General features: G+C 47.8%; 15 protein-coding genes. 12 read left to right on the plus strand and 3 right to left on the minus strand.

What is annotated here, in order from left to right:
• The first annotated feature begins 188 nt into the window (after positions 1–188).
• The 5 genes from A8709_RS21460 to A8709_RS21480 all read left to right on the plus strand — a co-directional run bounded on the left by A8709_RS21460 (position 189) and on the right by A8709_RS21480 (position 8,144).
• A complete protein-coding gene (locus A8709_RS21460; protein WP_065854948.1) occupies positions 189–3,203 on the plus strand; it encodes an alpha-mannosidase in 3,015 nt (1,004 codons plus the stop codon).
• Positions 3,204–3,323: 120 nt separating this feature from the next.
• Complete coding sequence (locus tag A8709_RS21465) at positions 3,324–5,687, plus strand: AraC family transcriptional regulator (protein ID WP_065854950.1); 2,364 nt, start codon at positions 3,324–3,326, stop codon at positions 5,685–5,687.
• A gap of 108 nt (positions 5,688–5,795) precedes the next feature.
• Complete coding sequence (locus tag A8709_RS21470; protein WP_065854952.1) at positions 5,796–6,614, plus strand: metallophosphoesterase; 819 nt, start codon at positions 5,796–5,798, stop codon at positions 6,612–6,614.
• A 533-nt stretch (positions 6,615–7,147) separates the two neighbouring features.
• Entirely contained in the window at positions 7,148–7,933 is a 786-nt protein-coding gene (locus A8709_RS21475; protein WP_065854954.1) for a TetR/AcrR family transcriptional regulator, read from the plus strand.
• 16 nt (positions 7,934–7,949) lie between these two features.
• A complete protein-coding gene (locus tag A8709_RS21480) occupies positions 7,950–8,144 on the plus strand; it encodes a hypothetical protein (protein WP_065854956.1) in 195 nt (64 codons plus the stop codon).
• A gap of 136 nt (positions 8,145–8,280) precedes the next feature.
• On the opposite strand, the gene A8709_RS21485 is transcribed toward A8709_RS21480, so the two are convergent.
• Both A8709_RS21485 and A8709_RS21490 read right to left on the minus strand, forming a co-directional pair.
• A complete protein-coding gene (locus A8709_RS21485; RefSeq protein ID WP_425262342.1) occupies positions 8,281–9,090 on the minus strand; it encodes an ABC transporter permease in 810 nt (269 codons plus the stop codon).
• On the minus strand, positions 9,087–9,977 hold the full coding sequence (locus tag A8709_RS21490) for an ATP-binding cassette domain-containing protein (RefSeq protein WP_065854959.1): 891 nt from the start codon (positions 9,975–9,977) through the stop codon (positions 9,087–9,089). The genes A8709_RS21485 and A8709_RS21490 overlap by 4 nt, the downstream gene beginning before the upstream one ends.
• Before the next feature lie 331 nt (positions 9,978–10,308).
• Here A8709_RS21490 and A8709_RS21495 point away from each other — a divergent pair, with 331 nt between their 5' ends.
• The 4 genes from A8709_RS21495 (at position 10,309) to A8709_RS34705 (ending at position 17,101) form a co-directional block, all read left to right on the plus strand.
• A complete protein-coding gene (locus A8709_RS21495) occupies positions 10,309–11,238 on the plus strand; it encodes an ABC transporter permease (RefSeq protein ID WP_244163279.1) in 930 nt (309 codons plus the stop codon).
• 14 nt (positions 11,239–11,252) lie between these two features.
• The gene (locus tag A8709_RS21500) at positions 11,253–12,140 is read left to right on the plus strand and encodes a carbohydrate ABC transporter permease (protein WP_244163280.1); all 888 of its coding nucleotides are present in this window, start codon (positions 11,253–11,255) and stop codon (positions 12,138–12,140) included.
• 106 nt (positions 12,141–12,246) lie between these two features.
• Positions 12,247–13,806 carry a DUF3502 domain-containing protein gene (locus A8709_RS21505; protein ID WP_065854960.1) on the plus strand — a complete coding sequence of 520 codons (1,560 nt, stop codon included), beginning with the start codon at positions 12,247–12,249 and terminating at the stop codon, positions 13,804–13,806.
• 187 nt (positions 13,807–13,993) lie between these two features.
• Positions 13,994–17,101, plus strand: a complete 3,108-nt coding sequence (locus A8709_RS34705; protein WP_065854962.1) for a discoidin domain-containing protein — start codon at positions 13,994–13,996, stop codon at positions 17,099–17,101.
• A gap of 90 nt (positions 17,102–17,191) precedes the next feature.
• On the opposite strand, the gene A8709_RS34710 is transcribed toward A8709_RS34705, so the two are convergent.
• Entirely contained in the window at positions 17,192–17,467 is a 276-nt protein-coding gene (locus A8709_RS34710; protein ID WP_167357146.1) for a hypothetical protein, read from the minus strand.
• Between the two features lie 242 nt (positions 17,468–17,709).
• On the opposite strand from A8709_RS34710, the gene A8709_RS21520 reads away from it, so the two are divergent.
• The 3 genes from A8709_RS21520 to A8709_RS21525 all read left to right on the plus strand — a co-directional run bounded on the left by A8709_RS21520 (position 17,710) and on the right by A8709_RS21525 (position 20,220).
• A complete protein-coding gene (locus A8709_RS21520; RefSeq protein WP_065854968.1) occupies positions 17,710–19,410 on the plus strand; it encodes a CocE/NonD family hydrolase in 1,701 nt (566 codons plus the stop codon).
• A 158-nt stretch (positions 19,411–19,568) separates the two neighbouring features.
• Positions 19,569–19,712, plus strand: coding sequence for a VWA domain-containing protein (locus A8709_RS33785; protein ID WP_084225279.1), 144 nt, complete (start codon positions 19,569–19,571; stop codon positions 19,710–19,712).
• 97 nt (positions 19,713–19,809) lie between these two features.
• Positions 19,810–20,220, plus strand: coding sequence for a hypothetical protein (locus tag A8709_RS21525; RefSeq protein WP_065854970.1), 411 nt, complete (start codon positions 19,810–19,812; stop codon positions 20,218–20,220).
• The last annotated feature ends 320 nt before the right edge of the window (positions 20,221–20,540 follow it).

Raw genomic sequence — 20,540 nt, forward strand, 5'->3', positions numbered from 1 at the left:
GCCCTAGGAATTTGATGGGGCTCTTTTTGTTGTATTATCTGTATTAAAATAAACAAATACTATTTATTTTAATTGACACAGATATGTGATAAACTTATTATTTATTTAATATAATAATACAATTACTCATATCTGTATCAATATTGTTAATACAGAATATTCATCCCCAACAGACGGAGGCCCCCATCATGCGATCTCAAGAATACCTTTTCCACATCGAAAAGTGGCTGAAAGAAAAAGAGCAGCGACTATACAGCCCCATCGGAAGCGTCGATTTTACATATATGCTTGTGAATCAATGGCTTCCTTATGAGGAGGCAATCCAAGGTTCCTTCGGGCCCGTCCAACCGGGAACGGAGTGGGGGAAGAGCTCGCACTATGGTTGGTTCAAAAGCACAGTGATCCTAACGCCGGAGTCGGCTGGCAAGCGTGTTGAGCTGCAGTTAAATATTGGCGGCGAAAGCACCATTTATGTCAATGGAAGGCTCGCAGGCGCAAGCGATTTACAGCATAGCGGCGTTATGTTAACGCAAAAGGCTGAAGCGGGAGACGTCTTCGAAATCCTGGCGGAGGTCTATGCCGGTCATGATCGTGCCCTACCTATATACGGTGAATCGAAAGTTGTGATCGTTCAAGAAGAACTGTATCAGTTCTATATCGATCTACAGACCTTGCTTCAACTCCGCAACGCACTGGAGCCGTCATCGCTAAGAGTCAGCGAGATTGACAAAGGCTTTCGCAAGCTCATCGCTACACTGGATTGGAGTACGAATGAAGAGGGATTACAGCTGCTAGCCGAGCAAGGCCGGCTCATTCTCAAACCGCTGCTGGCTTGCGTCAACGGTTCCACGGCACCCAAGCTGTATATGATGGGCCAATCCCATTTAGACATTGCTTGGTTATGGCCGATCGAGGAGACGAAGCGCAAGATTGCTCGCACGTTATCCAACCAGATGGCGCTATTGGAGCAATACCCCGAATATACGTATGTGCAGAGCCAACCTTATTTGTTTCAAATGGTCAAAGATCTGTATCCAGAGCTTTATGGCCGCTTGAAGTTCTATGTTGCGGAAGGCAGGATCATCCCTGAAGGCGGTATGTGGGTAGAACCGGATACGAACATCCCGAGCGGTGAGAGTTTGGTTCGTCAGTTTTTGTACGGCAAGGCCTTCTTCCGTGAACAGTTCGGGGTAGAGAACGAAATGCTATGGCTGCCGGACGTGTTCGGCTATTCAGGGAACTTGCCGCAAATTATGCGGAAGAGTGGTATTCGATATTTTGCCTCGGTGAAAATGTACCAGACCTATGATAATGTAGCTGATCCATTTCCTTATAACACCTTCACCTGGGAAGGCATTGACGGTTCGGAAGTCAGCGTTCATTTGCTGGATTATGGCCCATTTCCGAATCCAACCGATGCCGCTTATGTCCACTTGCAGTGGAATGAACGTATTCAAAAGCAAGACATCTCAACTCGCCTCGTTCAATTCGGCTATGGGGATGGAGGCGGGGGCGCGAACCGCGATGATTTGGAATCCCTGCGGAGAATGGGCAACCTGGAAGGGCTGCCGCAGACGGTAATCGCATCGCCGATCGATTATTTCGAAGATTTGCAGCAGCGTGGCATGCCGGATAGCCATTATGTCGGCGAGCTATACTATCCTGCGCACAGAGGGACATTCACCACGCAGGCGAAGATGAAGAAGGGCAACCGCGCTGGCGAATTTGCCTTAAGAGATGCGGAGCTATGGAGCGCCGTCGCTGCTAAGCAGCATGGACATCGCTATGCGAAAGAGGCTTTAGCTGAAACATGGCGTAAGCTGCTGCTGCTGCAGTTTCATGATATTTTGCCGGGGACGTCCATCACGAGAGTACATGTGGAGGCAGAGAAGGCTTTTACTATGGTGTTAGAGGAAGCGCGTTCGATGGCGCGAGGTGCTTTACAAACACTAGTTGCACCTCATCGCGAAGGGGTGACGCTTTTCAATTCCTTGGCTTGGGAGCGATCTGCACTTGTGGAATTGCCATCCAACATGGCAAGTGATCAAAAGTTACTGAGCAGCCAAGTCCATGACAACAAAACCTATGTCAAAGTGCAGCTCCCGGCAATGGGATATACGGACTTGAACACAGCGTCTGTCAGCGCCGAATTTTTAAACAACGAGCTCGCTGCAACTCCGACATCCTTAGAAAATCAATGGCTGAAGCTAACGCTCAATACATTCGGCGAGATCACGAGCCTAATCGATAAAGAAACCGGTGAGGAATGGCTGGGTGGACGAAGCAATCAATTCCTGATGTACCGCGATCAAACGTCCAATTATGACGCGTGGGAAATCGATCGCAGATACGCGGATTCGGCGATTGAACTTCATGAACCAGCGCGTATCACCGTGCTAGCCGAAGGCCCGCTTTTTGCATCCATCCTTGTGGAGCGCACGCTCAATCAGTCTACGCTGACGCAAGAAATTCGGTTGGAAGCGGGCAGTAGACGGGTTGATTTCCGAACGAAGATTCTGTGGAAAGAGAAACACAAGCTGCTGAAGGTCGGCTTCCATGTGAACCTGCACAGCCAAGAGGTACTCAGTGAAATCCAATTTGGCTATGTGAAAAGGCCCAATCATTTCTCCCGCATCCATGACGCGGATCGTTACGAGGTCAATCAACATAAGTGGTCCGCCTTCGTGGAAGGTGACCGGTGCTTCTCCCTTTTGAATGATAGCAAATATGGCATGAACGCCTCGGGGAAACACATGAATCTCACGTTGCTGCGGGGTGCTACGTATCCGGATGAGCGTGCTGACGAAGGTGTACATGAATTCACCTATGCGATGCACATTTGGCATAAAGGCTTCATGAGCGATCCTGTTATTCAAGAGGCTTACGAGTTGAACAGCCCAATTATCATCGCTGCGGGCTCAGCCCAGCAATCGTTCCGTCTAGCCCACTGTGATCGCAAGAATATTATCATCGACACGATCAAGTTAGCCGAAGATGGGTCTGGCGATTGGATCCTTAGAGCTTATGAATCGAAGGGGGCAACCACACGTTGTTCGCTTACGCTGGGCGTCGATTTCAAGCGAGCTATTGAAACCAATATGCTTGAAGAACCGATAGATCACGTATCCATAGATCGCATAGACGCATCTACCCTATCTTTATCCTTTACACCTTTTGAAGTGAAGACAATACGAATGAGCTAAAGATATGGATATCGAGCAAGTCCCTATGATGCAAATCAGTAGGGACTGTTCCCGTTGAAAGGGTTATAATAGGGTGGACTATTCGTGCTAGGTTTAGATTGGACATAAGGGGGAACTGGCATGAAGCTTTGGCGAATCGTTCAGGGGAAAAAGTATTTGCTGCGCATTTTTCTCTGGATAAATTGCATTATCCTACTGATCTTACTTTCATTTTCCAGCTTAATCTATGTGAATGTGGAGAAAAATGTATTCCAAAGTGAATACGAAGGCAGTCAAAAAGTGTTATCGCAAATGAAGTACAACATTGATTATTTGGATACGATGATCCGCAAGTTGACCTTGTCTACCTATGGAAATAATGATGTGAAGGCGCTTATGTATTTGAATGATGAAGAGACATACGATCATTTGAACACGATTAATAAATTGAATGCGACCATCGTCGCTAATTATCCGTTCGTACAATCGATCTATATCTATAACAACCATAAGAAGATGTATTATTCGACCTTCGGTGATCTGTATCATAAGGATGCAGAGTTAGATAAAGTTCTCTCGGCGAACCCGCATATTACACCCTTGAAGGCTATTGTGCGGAAAATGCAAACCGGTGGCACGACAGAGAAACCCACCTACGATACGGTGTTGAGTTATGTCATGTTTGAAAATGTGGACGAACAAGGCTTCATGGATGGCGCAATCATTTTGAACGTCAAGTTAGATTGGCTTGTCGATAACATTCGAACGATTAACCAGTTTGATTCGCGCACGCAGAGTGATTTATATATTTTAGAAGACAACCATCAATTCATGGAAACGGATCCAACCCATCTGATCGCAAACGACGCATCCGCGGTGATGATTAAGCAAGCTTTTGAGGCATCGGTTTCCCAAGAGTTAGTTCATTCGGGAGAGCCAGCTGGATTTTTCTCCACAAAAGTGAAGGGCGAGAAGTTCATCGTTTCTTATATATATTTGGAAAATACGGGATGGACGCTGCTGGAAGCAAAGCCGTACAAGGAAGTGTACGCGAATCTGAAGCAACTAATGGATACGATTTTGTTCATCACGGCGGCCGTTTTTGTGGGCGCGCTGCTCTTAACGCTATCGGTTTCGCAAGGGATCTATCGGCCGGTAAGAAGGCTAATGGAACAGACATCTTTGGGCGGAGCGGGGAAAGAGAGCTTCTTGAAGCCGGGCGTGAAGGATGAATTCTCCTATTTGACCGAGGTGTACCGTAAGTCCAGAGAGCAATTGTACGAATACAATCTCGAGAAGAACAATAATACGAGCATTATGAAGATCTACTTTTTGAAAAAGCTGATGGCCGATAGCTACAGTATGAATGCAGCTGAATTCGAAGATGTGTTGAGGTCGTTGAATGCCTCCTTGACCAAAGATCAACCATTCCTGATCTGTGTGCTGCGCATCGATGAGTACAAACGTTTCTTAAGCCACAAAAGCTTGGCTGAGCGTGAGTTGCTGCGTTTTGCGATTGCGAATGTCACGACGGATGCGTTGTCGAGCCTTTGTATCGTCCAAACGGTGGATATGAAAGACGACTCGTTCACGATTCTTTTGAACACCGCTGAGGATCAAGGGGAATCCGTGGAACATGTGGAACAAGCGCTGCGGGAAGCGCAGAACTATATCCTGAAGCATTATCATGTGTCTTTTTCTGCGGCGGTGAGCCGGCCGATGGTTGACTACACGGCGATTGCTGCCGAATATAACAGCACCTTAGCGAACAGTTCGTATCGGTATGTATTCGGAACGAAGTCGGTCATCACGCAAGCCTTGATTGATGAGCATACCGGCAACGTGGATGTTGAGCATGTATTGGCCTTGGTCGATAAATTTATCGAAGCGGTACCGAAGGGGAATTCGCCGAAAACGGAGGAAAAACTCCGCGACGTCTTCCAGCAGATTCGCAAGTTGGACTATGGCAGCATCATGTTGGTGAGTATGCAGTTGGTGCACCATCTGAAGAAAACGATTTTTGAGATGAACCGTACAAGTAAGGAACCGATTGCGGTCCCCGCCAGACTCATGAGCCGCGAGCTGTATGAGGAAGAGACCATCGAGCAGTTCGAGGGGCTCCTCTTGGAAGCGGTCAGGTCGATTCATAGCGAAGGCGAAGAAAAAGGCATTCAAGGCAACCAAGTTGTCGCCGATACGATCAAGGAGATCATTGATACGAACTACTTTGATTCTTCGCTCTCGGCAGCAAGCATTTCTGAAATGATGAGGCTGCCCGCTTACAAGTTGAGCAAAATTTCGAAGATTCATCTCGGGATGTCGATCCCCGAATATATCAATCAAGTGAAGCTCCACAAAGCGGTGGAGTGGATGGAGAATTCGAAGCTAAGCATCCAAGAGATCATGCAGCGAGTTGGGGTAGAGAATGAGAGCTATTTCTATAAGCTGTTCAAGGCGAAGTTTGGGATGACGCCGAGGGAGTATATGGCGAAGCGGGTGCGGTGAGTGAGATGGGCGGGATACTTTTATCAAAATCCAAGAAAGGGCGTCCCTTTTCGCATATAGATGTGGCATATACGTACATCGATATGTGAAAGTGAGGTGTGACTTTTCTTGAAATGGTTGACTAAGCTGCGGCCTACGCTTACTAGTTGGAAAAAGATTCCCCCAGCTGCCGTGCAAGTCGTTAACTTTGCGATTATGGGTGATAGTCATGTCGGCTATGGGCATAGCCTAGCTATTTTCCGAAATCTGCTGCCCAAAGCCGTGAAATCGGGTAATAAGCAGTTCGTGATTTTTGGCGGAGATAATAAACACGGGTCTGTGGGTGCACAATCAGAAGCAGATTACAAAGCTTTTAAAGATACGGTAACGAGCGTTCTAACCCCTAGAAAGATTCCCTTCAAGGCTTCGATTGGGAATTGGGAGAATAACACGAGGGATCAGTTTAGAACCTATTTAGGCGATGTGTTTGGGATCATGAATTTCCCGGGAACGCAAGGTAAGGTGAAATATGTTTGGTTGGATAATGCCCTTGGTAAGTTCAGCTTTGCTAGCATTAGCTTGCTTAAAAGTTTAGACCCTCGATATTACTATATCATTGATTGTCATTGGCCCTTGCAGGTTCCTGGTATTTCGGTTGACCCGTCGCATATTGTGAGTCAGCAGGAAACGGATAATTTCTTCAGGGCCATTCCTGCAAATGTGAGAGATAACGTAATCGGTATTTTCACTCACCATGCACATACGTTTTATCAAAACTTGTCGCATATTTATCCTGGTTTCACCAAGACGAAGTTTTATGTGTGCGGCTGTTCGGGTGCCTACAAATGTCAGTGCAATTCCGCCAACTGTGGCCGGGGGTATTATGAGGCGAGTTTGACGATACGTAATGGTCAATACGATCTGAAGGTGAAAGCGGCGCCGCAGTAGTGGACGGGGATGGGACTTAGCGTGGTGATCGGCAGCTCTGTAGGAATGAAGCGGGCTCAGCTTCGCCGTTGTAATTAGAACCAGCGTATCGGGATGACCGGGATGCTGGTTTTTTGGTTTAAGGGAAGTGGAGCTGGATAAGCAACCACCGTGGTCTTATTCGAATGAAAATGCCCTATTCTACTTGTATAGGCAAGGTAGGAATGCTTATTGCTGGAGCGTGTGCCCAGAAAGGAACGTGTTGCGGCAGATTAGCACACGCTTTGGGCTTATCTGTTTATAAGCACCGAACTGAGAAGGAATAAGCAACCTGAAATGGCTTAATAGGATCCGAATTTGGAAGATGGGCCTCAAGCTTTTAGGCCCCTAATCATAAGGAGCAGACCCTATCCGCACCGCGGGATTTCGCAAGGTGAAACTGCAAAGAGGGTGTAAGGCAATGACGACACATTTTAAAAGATAAAAGCGATTATGCTATACTGTATATGAGGTATACATATTCGGAATTGCAAGGATGATGGAGGCATAGACACATGGAGAACGGCGACGGGATCGATGATGAAATCATACAAAGCTTACCTTCAGGGGTAGCAATGAGCTGGGGAATTGTTAAGACTTCCCGTAGGGGACCGAAAGGTGAGCTCAGCATTAAAAAAATCGTTGACGCGGCAATTGCCATTGCCGACAAGGATGGACTTGCGGCAGTCTCGATGCATAGAGTCGCTCAATCGTTGGGTTTTACAACGATGTCGTTGTACCGCTACATTACGAGCAAGGAAGATCTGCTCGTGTTGATGCAGGATGCAGTCTGTGACATTCCGATCCCACCAGAGGTAGCGGATAAACCGTGGCGTCAGGAAATGACCGAATACGTCTGGGCAACTGTTGAGGTCTTCCGCAAACACCCTTGGTTCGGTGATATTCCGATTACAAGTGTTCCTATCACGCCAGGCAATTTGCAAGTCATCGATTGGATGTTGAGAATCATGCGGGATTTCCCGCTGAATGATTTTGAGAAAATGTCCTTCCTATTACTCGTAAGTAGCTATTCTAGAGCATGTGGTCTGCTTGCGCGAGACATGGACAAGAGCATCCGCGGTGGTGCGAGCCCCGAAGCGTTTAGTGGAATGAACTATAGTGCTGCACTTAAGCAATTGGTTAAGCCAGATCGGTTCCCCCATTTGCATCCTATCTTGATGGCAGGTGCTTATACGGACGAAGCAGATAGCCCGATTGGCAATGATCTGGATTTCGGACTCGAACGGATCTTGGACGGGATTGAACAGTATGTACAGTTGAAAAGAGTTGGCCAAGGGTAAGGGGCACCTCTTCAATATGAAAAAACAGCGTCTCGGACATAGCCGAGGCGCTGTTTGTATTCGTGTGATCAGCAAGCAGTGCATGAGGCGACCATTAAACACACGTCATGGTCTTATTTCGCAAAATATCGCGATGCTAGAGGCAGTAAGCACGCTGCAAGTGCTTATCTTTCAGCAAAACGCCGAGCGCAGCACATTGTATACAGAATAAGCAAACGCCATGGTCGTATTGCACGAAATATCGAGATACTAGAGGCAATAAGCACGCTGCAAGTGCTTATCGTACCGCAAGCGCCGAGAGGGACACATTGTCCATGCCAACTAAAGGCCATACCATTTGGCACGCTTCACTTTCCACCATTCCGGCGGAAAGAGAGAATACACCAGCCAATCGCCATAATCAATATGGCAGCACACCACCCAATCGCCCACCAAGCATGATTCATCACCGGTGTACCGGTGAGCAGTCCGCGAATTGTTTCAATGACAGGTGTGATCGGCTGATGATTAGCAAACCCTTGCAGCCAAGAGGGCATCGTGTTCGTTGGAACGAAGGCACTGGACAGATAAGGGAGGAACAGGAGCGCGAAGCCATAGCTGCTAGCAGTAGTAGGGCTGCCCGTGACAAGGCCGATTGCAGCGAATAGCCAGGTAAAAGTCAGAATGAACAAGATTATGATACCAATGGCTCCTAGCCATTCAATGAAGGTGGCGTTGGGGCGGAAGCCGACAAGCAAGGCAACGCCGAAGACGAGACAAGTAGCAAGCAAATTCCGAGCGAGGCTTGCGGCGACGTGACCTGTGATGACGCTGATGCTGCTAATCGGCATAGTCCGGAAACGATTGATAATGCCGTTCGTCATGTCGGTTGCGACATCTACAGCTGTGCTGGATGAGCCGAAACCTGCGCATAGCAGGATGATGCCGGGTACGACATAGTTCACGTAGTCGCCGCTCGGATCGAGTGCACCGCCGAAGATGTAGGTAAACAGCAGCATGAGCATAATCGGAAGCATGATGGCCATCATGAGCGCCTCGATGTTGCGTAAGCTATGACGGATACTGCGGCCGATGAAGACGGCGTTGGTTGCTGCGAATGAAGTGGGCTTTGGCAAAGCTTGAGGATTGTTCATATTCAAAGGTTGAAAATCATTCATGCGAGTGAAGCCTCCTTATGATCATCTGTTGTCAGAGCTAGAAAGACATCGTCCATGCTAGGCTTGCGAATAGAGAAGCGTGTACCTGGCGGGCACGATTGAGCGATTTCGTTCAAAGTGTTACGAACGTCCTGAACACTGCCGCTCGTCGGTATGGATCGAATGACGTCGTCCATCGGATTCCGGAGCTCGATGACTTCGCCGCCAACTCGTGCTTTCAAGGTCTCGGCAGAACCGGATGCGACGATCCGTCCGTGGTTCAGCACCGCGATCTCGTCTGCAAGCTGATCCGCTTCTTCTAAATATTGCGTGGTCAACAGAATGGTCATGCCTTGCTGCTTCAATTGCAAGATCGTTTCCCAAAGCGAGCGGCGGCTAATGGTATCGAGTCCTGTCGTCGGCTCGTCAAGAAAGAGCACCGGACGGCTGATGACAAGGCTGACAGCGAGATCCAGTCTGCGGCGCATGCCGCCGGAGTAGGTTTTGACACGCTTGCTTGCAGCGCCTTCGAGCTGAAACCGATGGAGCAGCTCTGCCGTCCGTAAGCGAGCCTCGCTAGCAGATAAGCCTGACAATCTACACATCATGATGATATTTTCTTGACCTGTCAGCACTTCATCCACCGCGGCAAATTGCCCGGTAAGAGAGATGGAGCGTCGTACTGCATCTCGGTCTGCGAGTACATCATACCCTTCAATGCGTGCGTACCCTTCATCCGGCTCGGATAGTGTTGAGAGAATGTTGATCAGTGTCGTTTTGCCAGCGCCGTTGGGACCAAGCAGCGCCATAATCGAACCTTTGGCCACCTTTAAATCGATGCCGTTTAACACAGTCTGTTTGCCGAAGCTTTTACGCAATCCGTTTACATCAATCGCATTATGTTTCATTGTCGTATCTCCCGTCCTTTAAATTGTGGATCATATAAACAGTATATTATATACTCAGTTATTTGATATCCTTCTTAAGGCGGATATTCCACTCAGCCGCAGGCATCAATCCATTCCCTCTCGCTGACCCCTCAATCACATAAACCCGCATTCTATAAGGGTTTTCACGCCTTCTTTTAAGAAAAGTACAGTGTAAATCCACCCGTTTTTCGATTCTTACAGTACATTTTACCCCCAGCAAAAATGAGCAGTATCCAATTCTCTCCCGGATTTCGTATGATGAAATCGCAAAGAGGACGCAAGGCAACACAGACAGAAGGAGGTAGCATACTTGGGAATCTTCTCAGCCCTACGTAAAGAATGGAAGCATTTCTGGAAATCACGCAGTTTGTTTTTTATCGGTTTGCCGGCTCTCATCGTTGTGTTCGTATTTTACTACTTACCGATGTACGGCATCGTGATCGCATTTAAAGATATTAATTATGCCAAAGGCATTTGGGGCAGCGACTGGGTAGGGCTTCATAACTTCAAGTTCTTCTTCAACTCGCAAGATGCACTTAGAATCACACGGAACACGTTATTACTCAATGGGTTGTTCATTGTGGTCGGCATGTCCTGCGCGCTAGTCATTGGACTATTGCTCGCTGAGTTGGGACGGAGATGGGTGAAGCTGTTCCAGACGATTCTGTTCTTTCCTTATTTCCTTTCTTGGGTCGTCGTCGGATTCGTCAGCTACATTTTGCTGAATCCATCCTTCGGCGTGATCAATAAGCTATTGGAGCAGCTCCATTTCTCCCCAATCGACTGGTACAGCAAGCCGGGCTATTGGCCCCTCATTTTAACCCTAACGTATCTATGGAAAAATGTCGGTTACACCGCCATCATCTTCTTTACAGGACTGCTGTCGATCGACAACAGTTATTACGAGGCCGCTTCTATTGACGGCGCTTCACGCTTACAGCAAATTCGAAAGATTTCCATACCGCTCATTACACCATTAATCACGATGCTGTTCATGCTCAATGTCGGTCGGATTTTCTACTCCGATTTCGGATTATTCTACTTCGTACCTCGTGATGCGGGCATGCTGTATGCAACAACAGATGTCGTAGACACGTACGTGTTCCGATCCCTACGCGTTGTAGGAGACTTGGGTATGGCATCTGCCGCTAGCTTGTACCAGGCGATTGTTGGCTTGATTCTTGTTGTCACGACCAACTTGCTCGTCCGCAAATTTAATAAAGATAATGCTTTGTTCTAAGGAGGAGGGTGGCAGTGCTTTCATCTATTAAGAAAAAGTCAGAAAATAACTGGCTAATCGTTCTATTCTTCATTTTGCTATCACTCCTGTTCATCTATCCCATGCTGTACGTTGTTTCGGTCTCGCTTTCATTCGACGGGGACATCGCCAAGTATGGCTATCAATTAATACCGAAGCGGATTACGTTCATGGCGTATTCGTACATTTTCCAAACACCGAAGGCGCTTATTCAATCCTATATGGTTACAATTTTTGTGACAGTCGTAGGAACCTTGCTAAGCTTGATACTCACTTCATCCCTGGCGTATATTATGACTCGGAAGGATTATCGCTACAGCAGAATCACTGGCTACTTCGTCTTCTTCACACTGCTCTTTAATGCAGGATTGGTGCCGTCGTATATCGTCATGACGACTGTGTTACACTTGCAAGATACGGTGTGGGCCTTGATTCTCCCGTATGGCGTTAGTGCCTGGTTTACGATGCTCATGAAGGGCTTCATGGATGGACTGCCTTTTGAAATTATTGAGTCTGCCAAAATCGACGGCTCTTCCGAACTAAGCACATTCGTGCGTATCGTTCTTCCTTTATCTAAACCGGCGTTAGCCACGGTGGGCTTGTTCTATGCACTGGCCTATTGGAATGATTGGTGGCTGGCCATGCTATATATCCAGAATGAAAAACTGATTCCGCTACAATACTATTTGCAGCGCATCATGTCGAATATCGAGTTTTTGACGAAAAATATGCAAGCCGGCATCAGTGTGGACATGAGCACGATTCCAGCCGAATCGTCTCGTATGGGTATCGCCATTTTGGCAGCAGGCCCGATGTTATTCGCTTTCCCTTTCTTCCAGAAATACTTGATCAAAGGATTGACAGTTGGCGCAGTTAAAGGCTAACTGAAGGTAAGTCTATCCACGTTTGTCAATCCGAATCCGGATCGGATGATAATAAATTGCAGTGCTTATGCCATTTTCGACCATGATATCAGGAGGGTTCGATCATATGAAAAATAGAACATTGAAAAGCTTATCACCTGTACTTGTCAGCGGCTTGACCCTTAGCTTATTACTCACGGCTTGTGGATCTAACACGAACAGCTCGTCGCCATCCCCAGCCAGCTCAGCACCTGCATCCCCAGCCAGCAGCGCTGCCGCTAGTCCAGCTACAGCGGAGCTTAAACCTTATGAAATCACTTGGTATTTGCCGCAAGCGGTATTCCCTGATGCGAAGCTCGTTCAAGATGCGATGAGCAAAATTACGAAAGAAAAAATCAACGCGACACTTAACATTCAATTGGTCGATTGGGGCACATACGATCAGAAAATGCAAGCGATTGCAGCTTCTGGCGAGAAAGCGGATCTGATCTTTACCTCCAACTGGACGAATGATTATCTGCAAAATGTTAACAAAGGCGCATTCCTCGATATCACGGATCTGCTGCCTAAATATGGTCCAGACATTCTAAAGCAAGTGCCTCCGTCAGCTTGGGATGCAGCGAAAGTGAAAGGCAAGCTGTATGGGATTATTAATACGCAAGTTTTGGCTCGTACACCAGGTGTTCTGATCAACAAAACCTACTTAGATAAATATGGCTTTAAGGCGGATCAATTCAAGACATTAGCCGATCTGACACCGTTTTTTGAAAAAGTGAAACAAGGCGAGCCAGATAAATATCCGTTTAGCTTAAAGGGTGACACGGATGTCATGGGTAACTATGGCAGTGCGATCGGACTGGAATATTTCTCCCAAAAGAACCCGGGTGTTGTTCGCATCGACGATGCATCCTCTAAAGTTGTGAATCTGTATGAAACACCTGAATTTACTGCCTTTTTGAAACAAATGCGTGACTGGTACTCCAAAGGAATTATTCGTAAAGATGCAGCTACGATTAAAGATACGAACTCCGATGAATTGGCAGGCAAATATGTATCGTCCACGTTTACGGTTATCAATCCGGATTCCGCAGCGAACCAAGCACAACGCTTCGGTGGTGGGGATTCAGCGAACGTAGCAGCGGTGGAATTCTCCAAGCCGTATATGAGCACGGGTTCCATTATTGCGACGATGACAGCGATTTCCCGCACATCCAAGGATCCAGCAAGAGCGATGATGTTCTACAACCTGATGTACTCCGATCCTGAGCTATTCAATTTGATGAGCTTCGGGATTGAAGGCAAGCACTACACGAAAGTTTCTGATGGTTTGATCAAAAAGGTAGACAATGCCGGCTACTGGATGGATTCCGGTTGGGAATACGGCAACATGTTCAACTCGTTCCGTACGAGTCCAACACAGCCAAAATGGTACCCAGCAGGACCAGATAAGAATGCAGCTGCGATTCCTTCCAAAATACTAGGCTTCTCTTTCGACCCAAGTAACGTGAAGAGCGAATTGGCGCAAACAGCATCCGTCGTAGATGAATTCTATGCGGGCCTCATTACAGGTATCGCTGATCCGGATACAACGTTGCCGCAAATGAATGCGAAGTTGAAGAAAGCGGGCTTGGACGCGATTATTGCCGAAATGCAGAAACAAATTGATGCTTGGAAAGCTTCGAAGTAAGCATAACGATTGCATCACACCTTAGAATGAAAGCCGCTTCTCTTTTAAATAGAAAGATGATAGCGGCTTTTGTTCGCGGGTTCATACATTAGGTTCACACATCAAGTTATACAAGAAAGGTTGGAATTATCGGGTAGCAGTGAGAATGAAGCTTGTAGAGTAAACAATTCTGAGGAGGTTTTACGTAATGAGAAAATTAGGGGCTGCTTGTCTAGCACTCATCGTAGCGGGTGTATCCGTCGTGTCAACCGTCGGTGTGCCAACAGCGAGCGCGGATACGATTACAACCAATCAAGCTGCGCGTATTGTAAGCGCATACAAAGGATCGTGGACAACGCCGCCAACGGATACGAACTTCGGCAACACGACCAACGCGCCATTGCTGGGCAACGGAGATATTGGCGCCGTTTTAGTTGGTAACATTGATGCGATGACCGTTGTGCTGGGGAAGAATGAATTTTTCTCCGTGGCGGAGCGGCAATTGAAATCGATGGCTAGACTAGGCATCTCCGCATCTGGCATGACGGGCGCATCGTACCTAACGGAACAGAAACTAGCCAGTGCGCAAGTGGACGGCACGTTCTCCTTGTCGGGCAATACGATTAACACGACGAGCTGGGCGCAGGCGACAGACACGACGAACAATCTGCTCCTGACGAAATTTACATATACAGGAACAGGTTCGAAAACAGTCACGGTCTCACTCGATCCGGCAAATCAGAATACATTTACCAGCACAATTGGCTCATCTGGCGATATTTTGTATCGGGATGTGCGGGCGGATAACGCTGACACGGTCAATGGCATTACGACGATCAAAGCACGTGTCGCAACACGGATTATTGGAACGACAGGAACAATCAGTTCAAACCAGCTGCAATTTACACTGACACCTGGCAACACGTATACGCTGGCTACTAGCATTATGAGTAATAAGGATTCAGCGAATTATCAAGCGCTTGCCCTTAGCAATATTAGCTCCAAAACACAAGGTGATATTGATTCTTTAAAAGCAGCACATCAATCCTGGTGGGATGCCTACTACAGCAAGTCGTTCATTGAAATTCCGAACAAAACAATTGAGAAATCGTTCTATGGTTCGCTCTATTTGCTCGGAAGCAGCTCGCGAACAGGCGAAGCGCCTCCAGGCCTATGGGGGGCATGGATTGCTCGGAATTCCGACTGGGGCGGCGATTACCATCTGAATTACAACACAGAGGCTCCCTTCTATTTTGCTATGCCGACGAACCATGTTGAACTGGCCACTCCTTACGATAAACCACTCCTAGACTGGGTTCCGAAAGCGCAGACGGCAGCTACGAATGCAGGATACACGGGTGTTTATTATCCGGTTGGAATTGGTCCATATACGATGGATACCGATGGCGGCTACCATAATCAGAAGACAAATGCCGTGTTCGGGGCTACTGTTATGCTCGATCACTACTACTCGACAGCGGACACGACGTATGCAAATTCGATCTATGCGTTCTTGAAAGAAGCGACGAAATTCTGGCAGAACTACTTGACTTGGGATGGCACGAGGTATGTGATTAATAATGATGCTCAGCATGAAGATGATGTCTACCCACAAACGAATGGCGTCATGTCGCTTGGAATGGTTCGCTATGTGCTCCAAGGCTGCATCGATATCAGCACAGCTTTAGGAACAGATACGACACTGAGATCCACTTGGCAAAATATTTTGAACACCCTGAGCCCGTTCCCGACGCAAACGAGGAATAGTCAAACCGTTTTCCGCTATACAGAAGTAGGGCGGGATTGGAGTACAGATAATGCGATTGGGATTCAGCATATTTATCCAGGGCGTCAGATCGGTCTTTCCAGCAGCGCAACACTACTTCAAACTTCGAAGAACATGATCGGCCAAATGGCTCGCTGGACCGACGGCAACGGCACGAATACGTTTTATCCGGCAGCAGCACGGGTTGGTTACGATCCTGCGACGATTCTGAGTCAGCTATCTTCCTTCGTGGGCAGTGCGAGCTACAACAATATGCATATCAAAACAGGCGGAGGCGGCATTGAGAATTTCAATGTGGTACCAGCAACGCTAGCTGAAATGATGCTGCAGTCGTTCCAGAATAAGCTTCGCATCTTTGCGAACTGGCCGACAGGTACAGACGCGAAATACGGCGACTTGCGCTCAGATGGCGCATTTCTTATCTCTAGCAGCATGAAGAGTAACCAAGTAGAATATGTTCGCATTATTAGTGAAAAAGGCAAAACCGCAACGGTTGCCAATCCGTGGAGCGGGCAAACAGTTCGGATTTACCGCAATGGTGTTGACGCAGGTACCATGACCGGAACAGATTTGACGATTACGACTTCTGTCAATGAGACGATCCATTTGGCGCCAGACGGGACTTCGTTAGCTGCCATTACAACAGCGATGAATCAAGCGTTAGGATCCACGGAAACGGTGAGTGCGAGCACAACGAACAGCCCGAGCGGCGAGGAGAAGGAAAAAGCCTTCGATGGCGCATCGGCTACCAAATGGCTGATCTTCACGAACGCTGGCTGGATTCAATATCACTATACGGCGGCTAAAGTGGTGAACAAGTACGACATTACGTCCGCTAATGACGTGCCAGCGAGGGATCCGAAGAATTGGACCTTGAAGGGCTCCAACGACGGAACCAACTGGACAACGCTCGACACGAGATCGAACGAAACGTTCGCAAGCAGGCTTCAGGTGAAGACGTATACCTTCACGAACAGCACGCCATACACGTACTATCGGTTAGATGTATCGGCCAACAGCGGAGATGCCAATCTGCAAATTGCCGAGATTACGTTCTACGCTTCCACATCGACACCGACTAACGTTGCTTTGAGTAAGACAGTGACTGCGAGCGATGAGATTAATGCGACGGAAGCGGCAACGAAAGCTGTCGACGGTGTGGCGACGACCAAATGGACATCGCAGCCGATCAATCTTGTCCCAGGCGACAAGTGGCTGAAGGTCGATTTGGGCGCTAGTTATGCGATCACTCGCTGGGTGGTGAAGCATGCCAGCTCGAATGGCGAGTCGGCAAGCTACAACACGAAGGATTTCAAGCTGCAGAAGAGCAGCGACGGCACGAACTGGACGGATGTTGATACCGTGACAGGGAACACTGCAGCCATAACGGATCGGACAGTGGCGTCGTTCTCGGCCCGTTACGTTAGGCTCTACATCACGACTACGGTTCAAAGTGACGCTGGTTATGCAACAACGCCTGGCGACCGCAGCAACGCGCGTATTTACGAGTTTGAAGTGTACGGCAACTAACGCAAGGTGTTTGATGCCCATCCCCGTGTGCGGGGGTGGGTGTCTTTTGCCTAGTTGGAAGGGCCAATGCCGAACACATCAAGATAGCCGTTACACAGGGCAAATCGAGCAACGCATCATGACAATGAACACACATTTGGAGACCGAACTTGCTAAACGGACTTCAAGCACATCAAGCACATCAAGCACATCAAGCGAATCAAGCGAATCAAGCACATCAAGCACACCAGGCACACCAAGCACACCAAGCACACCAAGCACATCAAGCACATCAAGCACATCAAGCACACTAAGCACACCAAGCACGCCATACCACAGCACATCGCACATCTCAAACAAGCCCATCAGCCAACCTACATTTCTCAAACTAAATGGATTTTATGTAGTTAATTCTGCGCAGGCACCGCTAATTTTCCGAATAGATGGATTTCCTGTAGTTAATTTCAGCCAAATTAGCTCGGAAGAGTATATTCGGGAGAATTAACTACATGTTTTCCATTTAGATTGAATTTGGAGCGCGTTTTGCTGAAAATAACTGCATGTTTTCCAGTTATTTTACAATTCAGCCAGGCTTGTATAGCTAAATTTACCTTGAAGGGACTGTTAACATGTCACATACAAACGAAGATTTACTCCGCGCCCCCACGTATGAGGTGGGACCATATCACCCGTTTTACGTCACGATGCGCGACGGCACTCGATTAATGACGCATGTTTGGCTTCCTGATGGAGACGGCCCGTGGCCGACTATCCTGATGCGTACGCCTTATGTAGACAGCGGCGAGGTGTACGATCCTGGCTTTGTGATTTTCGCGCGATATGGCTACGCGGTTATCCTGCAGGAATGCCGGGGACGAGGGCAGTCCGAGGGAGTCTGGGAGCCTTTTGTCAACGAGCGGTCAGATGGTTTGGACACGCTGGATTGGCTCATTCAGCAGCCTTGGCAGGATGGCAACATCGGGCTGTATGGCGGCTCGTATTTGTCCTTCAGCCAATGGATGCTTGCCGATGGTCTCCCACCGCAGGTGAAGACATTGTATCTCTCGGCAATGGGCACGGATCAATACCGTTTTGCCTATATGAATGGCATGTTTAAGCCTGATATTTATACCGCCTGGGCGGTCACCAACTCCGATGTAGATTGGGGGGATAGGGATGTAACCGGAATCGCACTGGATGCTTATCGCTTTTCGCCGCCTATGGAGATGGATCAGTCTTTGTTAGGCAGAAAGGTGCCGTGGTATCGCGATTTCATTTCCAGTTCGGGCTCTGGCGCTGCGCTTTGGAATGAGGGGTTGTGGGCGCTGTTGAAATCTATGCCGGCCAAGGTCAACGTTCCCGTCTGTATGGTCGCGGGCTGGTTTGATATCGCGCTGGAGACGATGTTCGCCTCATTCGGGGAGTTGAAACCGGAAATTCGTGCAAAAAGCCGGCTCATCGTCGGTCCATGGGTTCATTCCTTTGTCACGTATGGGGACTTAGATTATCCTGGCGGAACAACAGACGGCACGAACGGAGGCACCAAAGTTGTGCTAGCCTGGTTCGATGCTAATCTGAAAGGTCAGCCGCATGCTCCAGAAAAGCTGGGAACTGTCGAAACCTATGTCATCGGTGACAATGAGTGGCGAACGTGGGAGCAGTGGCCGCCGGCGAGTGAATCGTTGACGTTTTACCTAAATGAAAACTTCTCGCTAGGGATGCGCCCCTCCGATCAACCAGTCTCCTATTCATACACGTATGATCCGAAAAATCCCGTTACAACGGCCGGCGGGGGCACGATACTTTCGGTGTATGGGGATTCCCCTTATCTACCCAAGGCAGCCAGTGTTAAACAACCAGAACCGAATGATAGGCCTGATGTCCTTTCCTTTCAATCCGAACTGCTTACGAGAGATATGCTCATTGCCGGTCAGATTAAAGTAGGACTGCATGTCAGCTCGACCGCAGAAGATACGGCTTTTACAGTGAAAATCAGTGAGGTTTTCGCAAATGGTGAGACGTTTAATATCGCGGACGGTATTACTAGCTTAGCTTATCGAAATGGTGCGTCATCGCCTCAGTCCTATGAACCTGGTCGCATCGAGAGCATCCGAATGGAATTGTGGCCGATCACGTGGCAGCTTCGCAGCGGTTCGCGCCTTCGACTGGACGTTTCTTCGTCAAATTTTCCAGCCTATCATGTGCATCCGAATGTAGCTGGTAATTGGGCGGAGCAGGCAGAGGTGAAGCGTGCGAACCAGACATTGTATGGCGGAGGTGGATGCGTGTCATTGGTTGAAATTCCTTTGTCGACGGTTGTTACGACTTAGTTCCAACGATACACAGACTAGTGCTTTGCTCTGCTAATCTTTGTTTGAGAGTTTACGATTGTATGGTACTGTTGAAAGGAGCTACTATATTCTTCAGTACGAGGAGACCCATACATGCTTCTTTCAAAAGGACGTTGATGTAACCAAAGCTAGATACGATGGAAGGGCGCATAGTGGACAATGCGAAATTTATCCACATCAAGGATATTGCTTCCATCTCGGATGAGGATTTATATAATCAACTGCTAAATGAATTTCCGTTGTGGCTGAAGGCAGCGACAGATAAAAGGATTATTCGTTAAGAAGAAATTCCACAATATAGGATGAACCTCGCTCGAGTAGCTATTCTTTTTCCTTTTGTCATATAATGAGTGAAAAAAGAAAGAGGATATCAATTCGATGAAACAAGCACCTAGACGTATAACTGGTATTGTAGTGGCGTTGATTGCCATTGGGGGGCTGATCACAGGCTTAATCGCACTCCGAGAAACACAGAACGCGAATCGCATCACGAATATTGAACTGGTCGGTGAACAAACCCTTTACGGAGAGCCCGGCTCACAGATGATCGTTCGAACGGGCAAAATGGTGGCGGTTAGCACCGACAAGGAAGGTATACCGGATTTAACCGTTGGTCAGGACCTACTGCCGGGAACGCCGATTCCTGACAATCACTTGTTATTTTTCCCAAAGACGACTCGAGGTCTTAAGGCTGATCTGCACACTGATAACGAGATTTGGATTACGGTTCGTGGCGGTTACACGGTTTATGATGAGAAGGGCAAGAAAATTACGCCGATTATTGAATAGGGAGATAGACAAGCCCGGATTTCGTTGAAGCTGCCATTTGGCAGCTTTTTTAATATAACCTAGTTCGATAGAAAGGTATGATATTTGAAAACTGACCAGTTCCTAATACTCGGGACATTTGTGCAACTATTCCAAATACACCACGTCTATAACATAAAATGGAAATTGGGGCTGAATGTGAATGGTCAATAAGTTTTTCATCATTGTAACATTTCTTATTTCACTTGGATTCATGAATGAAAGCGGCCACAGCAGTTCCAAGGAGTTGTCACATCAGGATAGTTTTGAGGAATGGGAAGAGACACAATGGTAAATAGAAA

This window comes from Paenibacillus pectinilyticus (assembly GCF_001700435.1).
Lineage (GTDB): Bacteria > Bacillota > Bacilli > Paenibacillales > NBRC-103111 > Paenibacillus_E > Paenibacillus_E pectinilyticus.

Bases quoted from the DNA above. Each gene is read 5' to 3' on its own strand.
- A8709_RS21475 (WP_065854954.1), top strand. From the start codon at position 7,148: ATGGAGAACGGCGACGGGATCGATGATGAAATCATACAAAGCTTACCT.
- A8709_RS21525 (WP_065854970.1), top strand. From the start codon at position 19,810: ATGAAACAAGCACCTAGACGTATAACTGGTATTGTAGTGGCGTTGATT.
- A8709_RS21485 (WP_425262342.1), bottom strand. From the start codon at position 9,090: ATGAATGATTTTCAACCTTTGAATATGAACAATCCTCAAGCTTTGCCA.
- A8709_RS34705 (WP_065854962.1), top strand. From the start codon at position 13,994: ATGAGAAAATTAGGGGCTGCTTGTCTAGCACTCATCGTAGCGGGTGTA.
- A8709_RS21480 (WP_065854956.1), top strand. From the start codon at position 7,950: ATGAAAAAACAGCGTCTCGGACATAGCCGAGGCGCTGTTTGTATTCGT.
- A8709_RS21490 (WP_065854959.1), bottom strand. From the start codon at position 9,977: ATGAAACATAATGCGATTGATGTAAACGGATTGCGTAAAAGCTTCGGC.
- A8709_RS21505 (WP_065854960.1), top strand. From the start codon at position 12,247: ATGAAAAATAGAACATTGAAAAGCTTATCACCTGTACTTGTCAGCGGC.
- A8709_RS21520 (WP_065854968.1), top strand. From the start codon at position 17,710: ATGTCACATACAAACGAAGATTTACTCCGCGCCCCCACGTATGAGGTG.
- A8709_RS21465 (WP_065854950.1), top strand. From the start codon at position 3,324: ATGAAGCTTTGGCGAATCGTTCAGGGGAAAAAGTATTTGCTGCGCATT.
- A8709_RS21460 (WP_065854948.1), top strand. From the start codon at position 189: ATGCGATCTCAAGAATACCTTTTCCACATCGAAAAGTGGCTGAAAGAA.
- A8709_RS33785 (WP_084225279.1), top strand. From the start codon at position 19,569: ATGGAAGGGCGCATAGTGGACAATGCGAAATTTATCCACATCAAGGAT.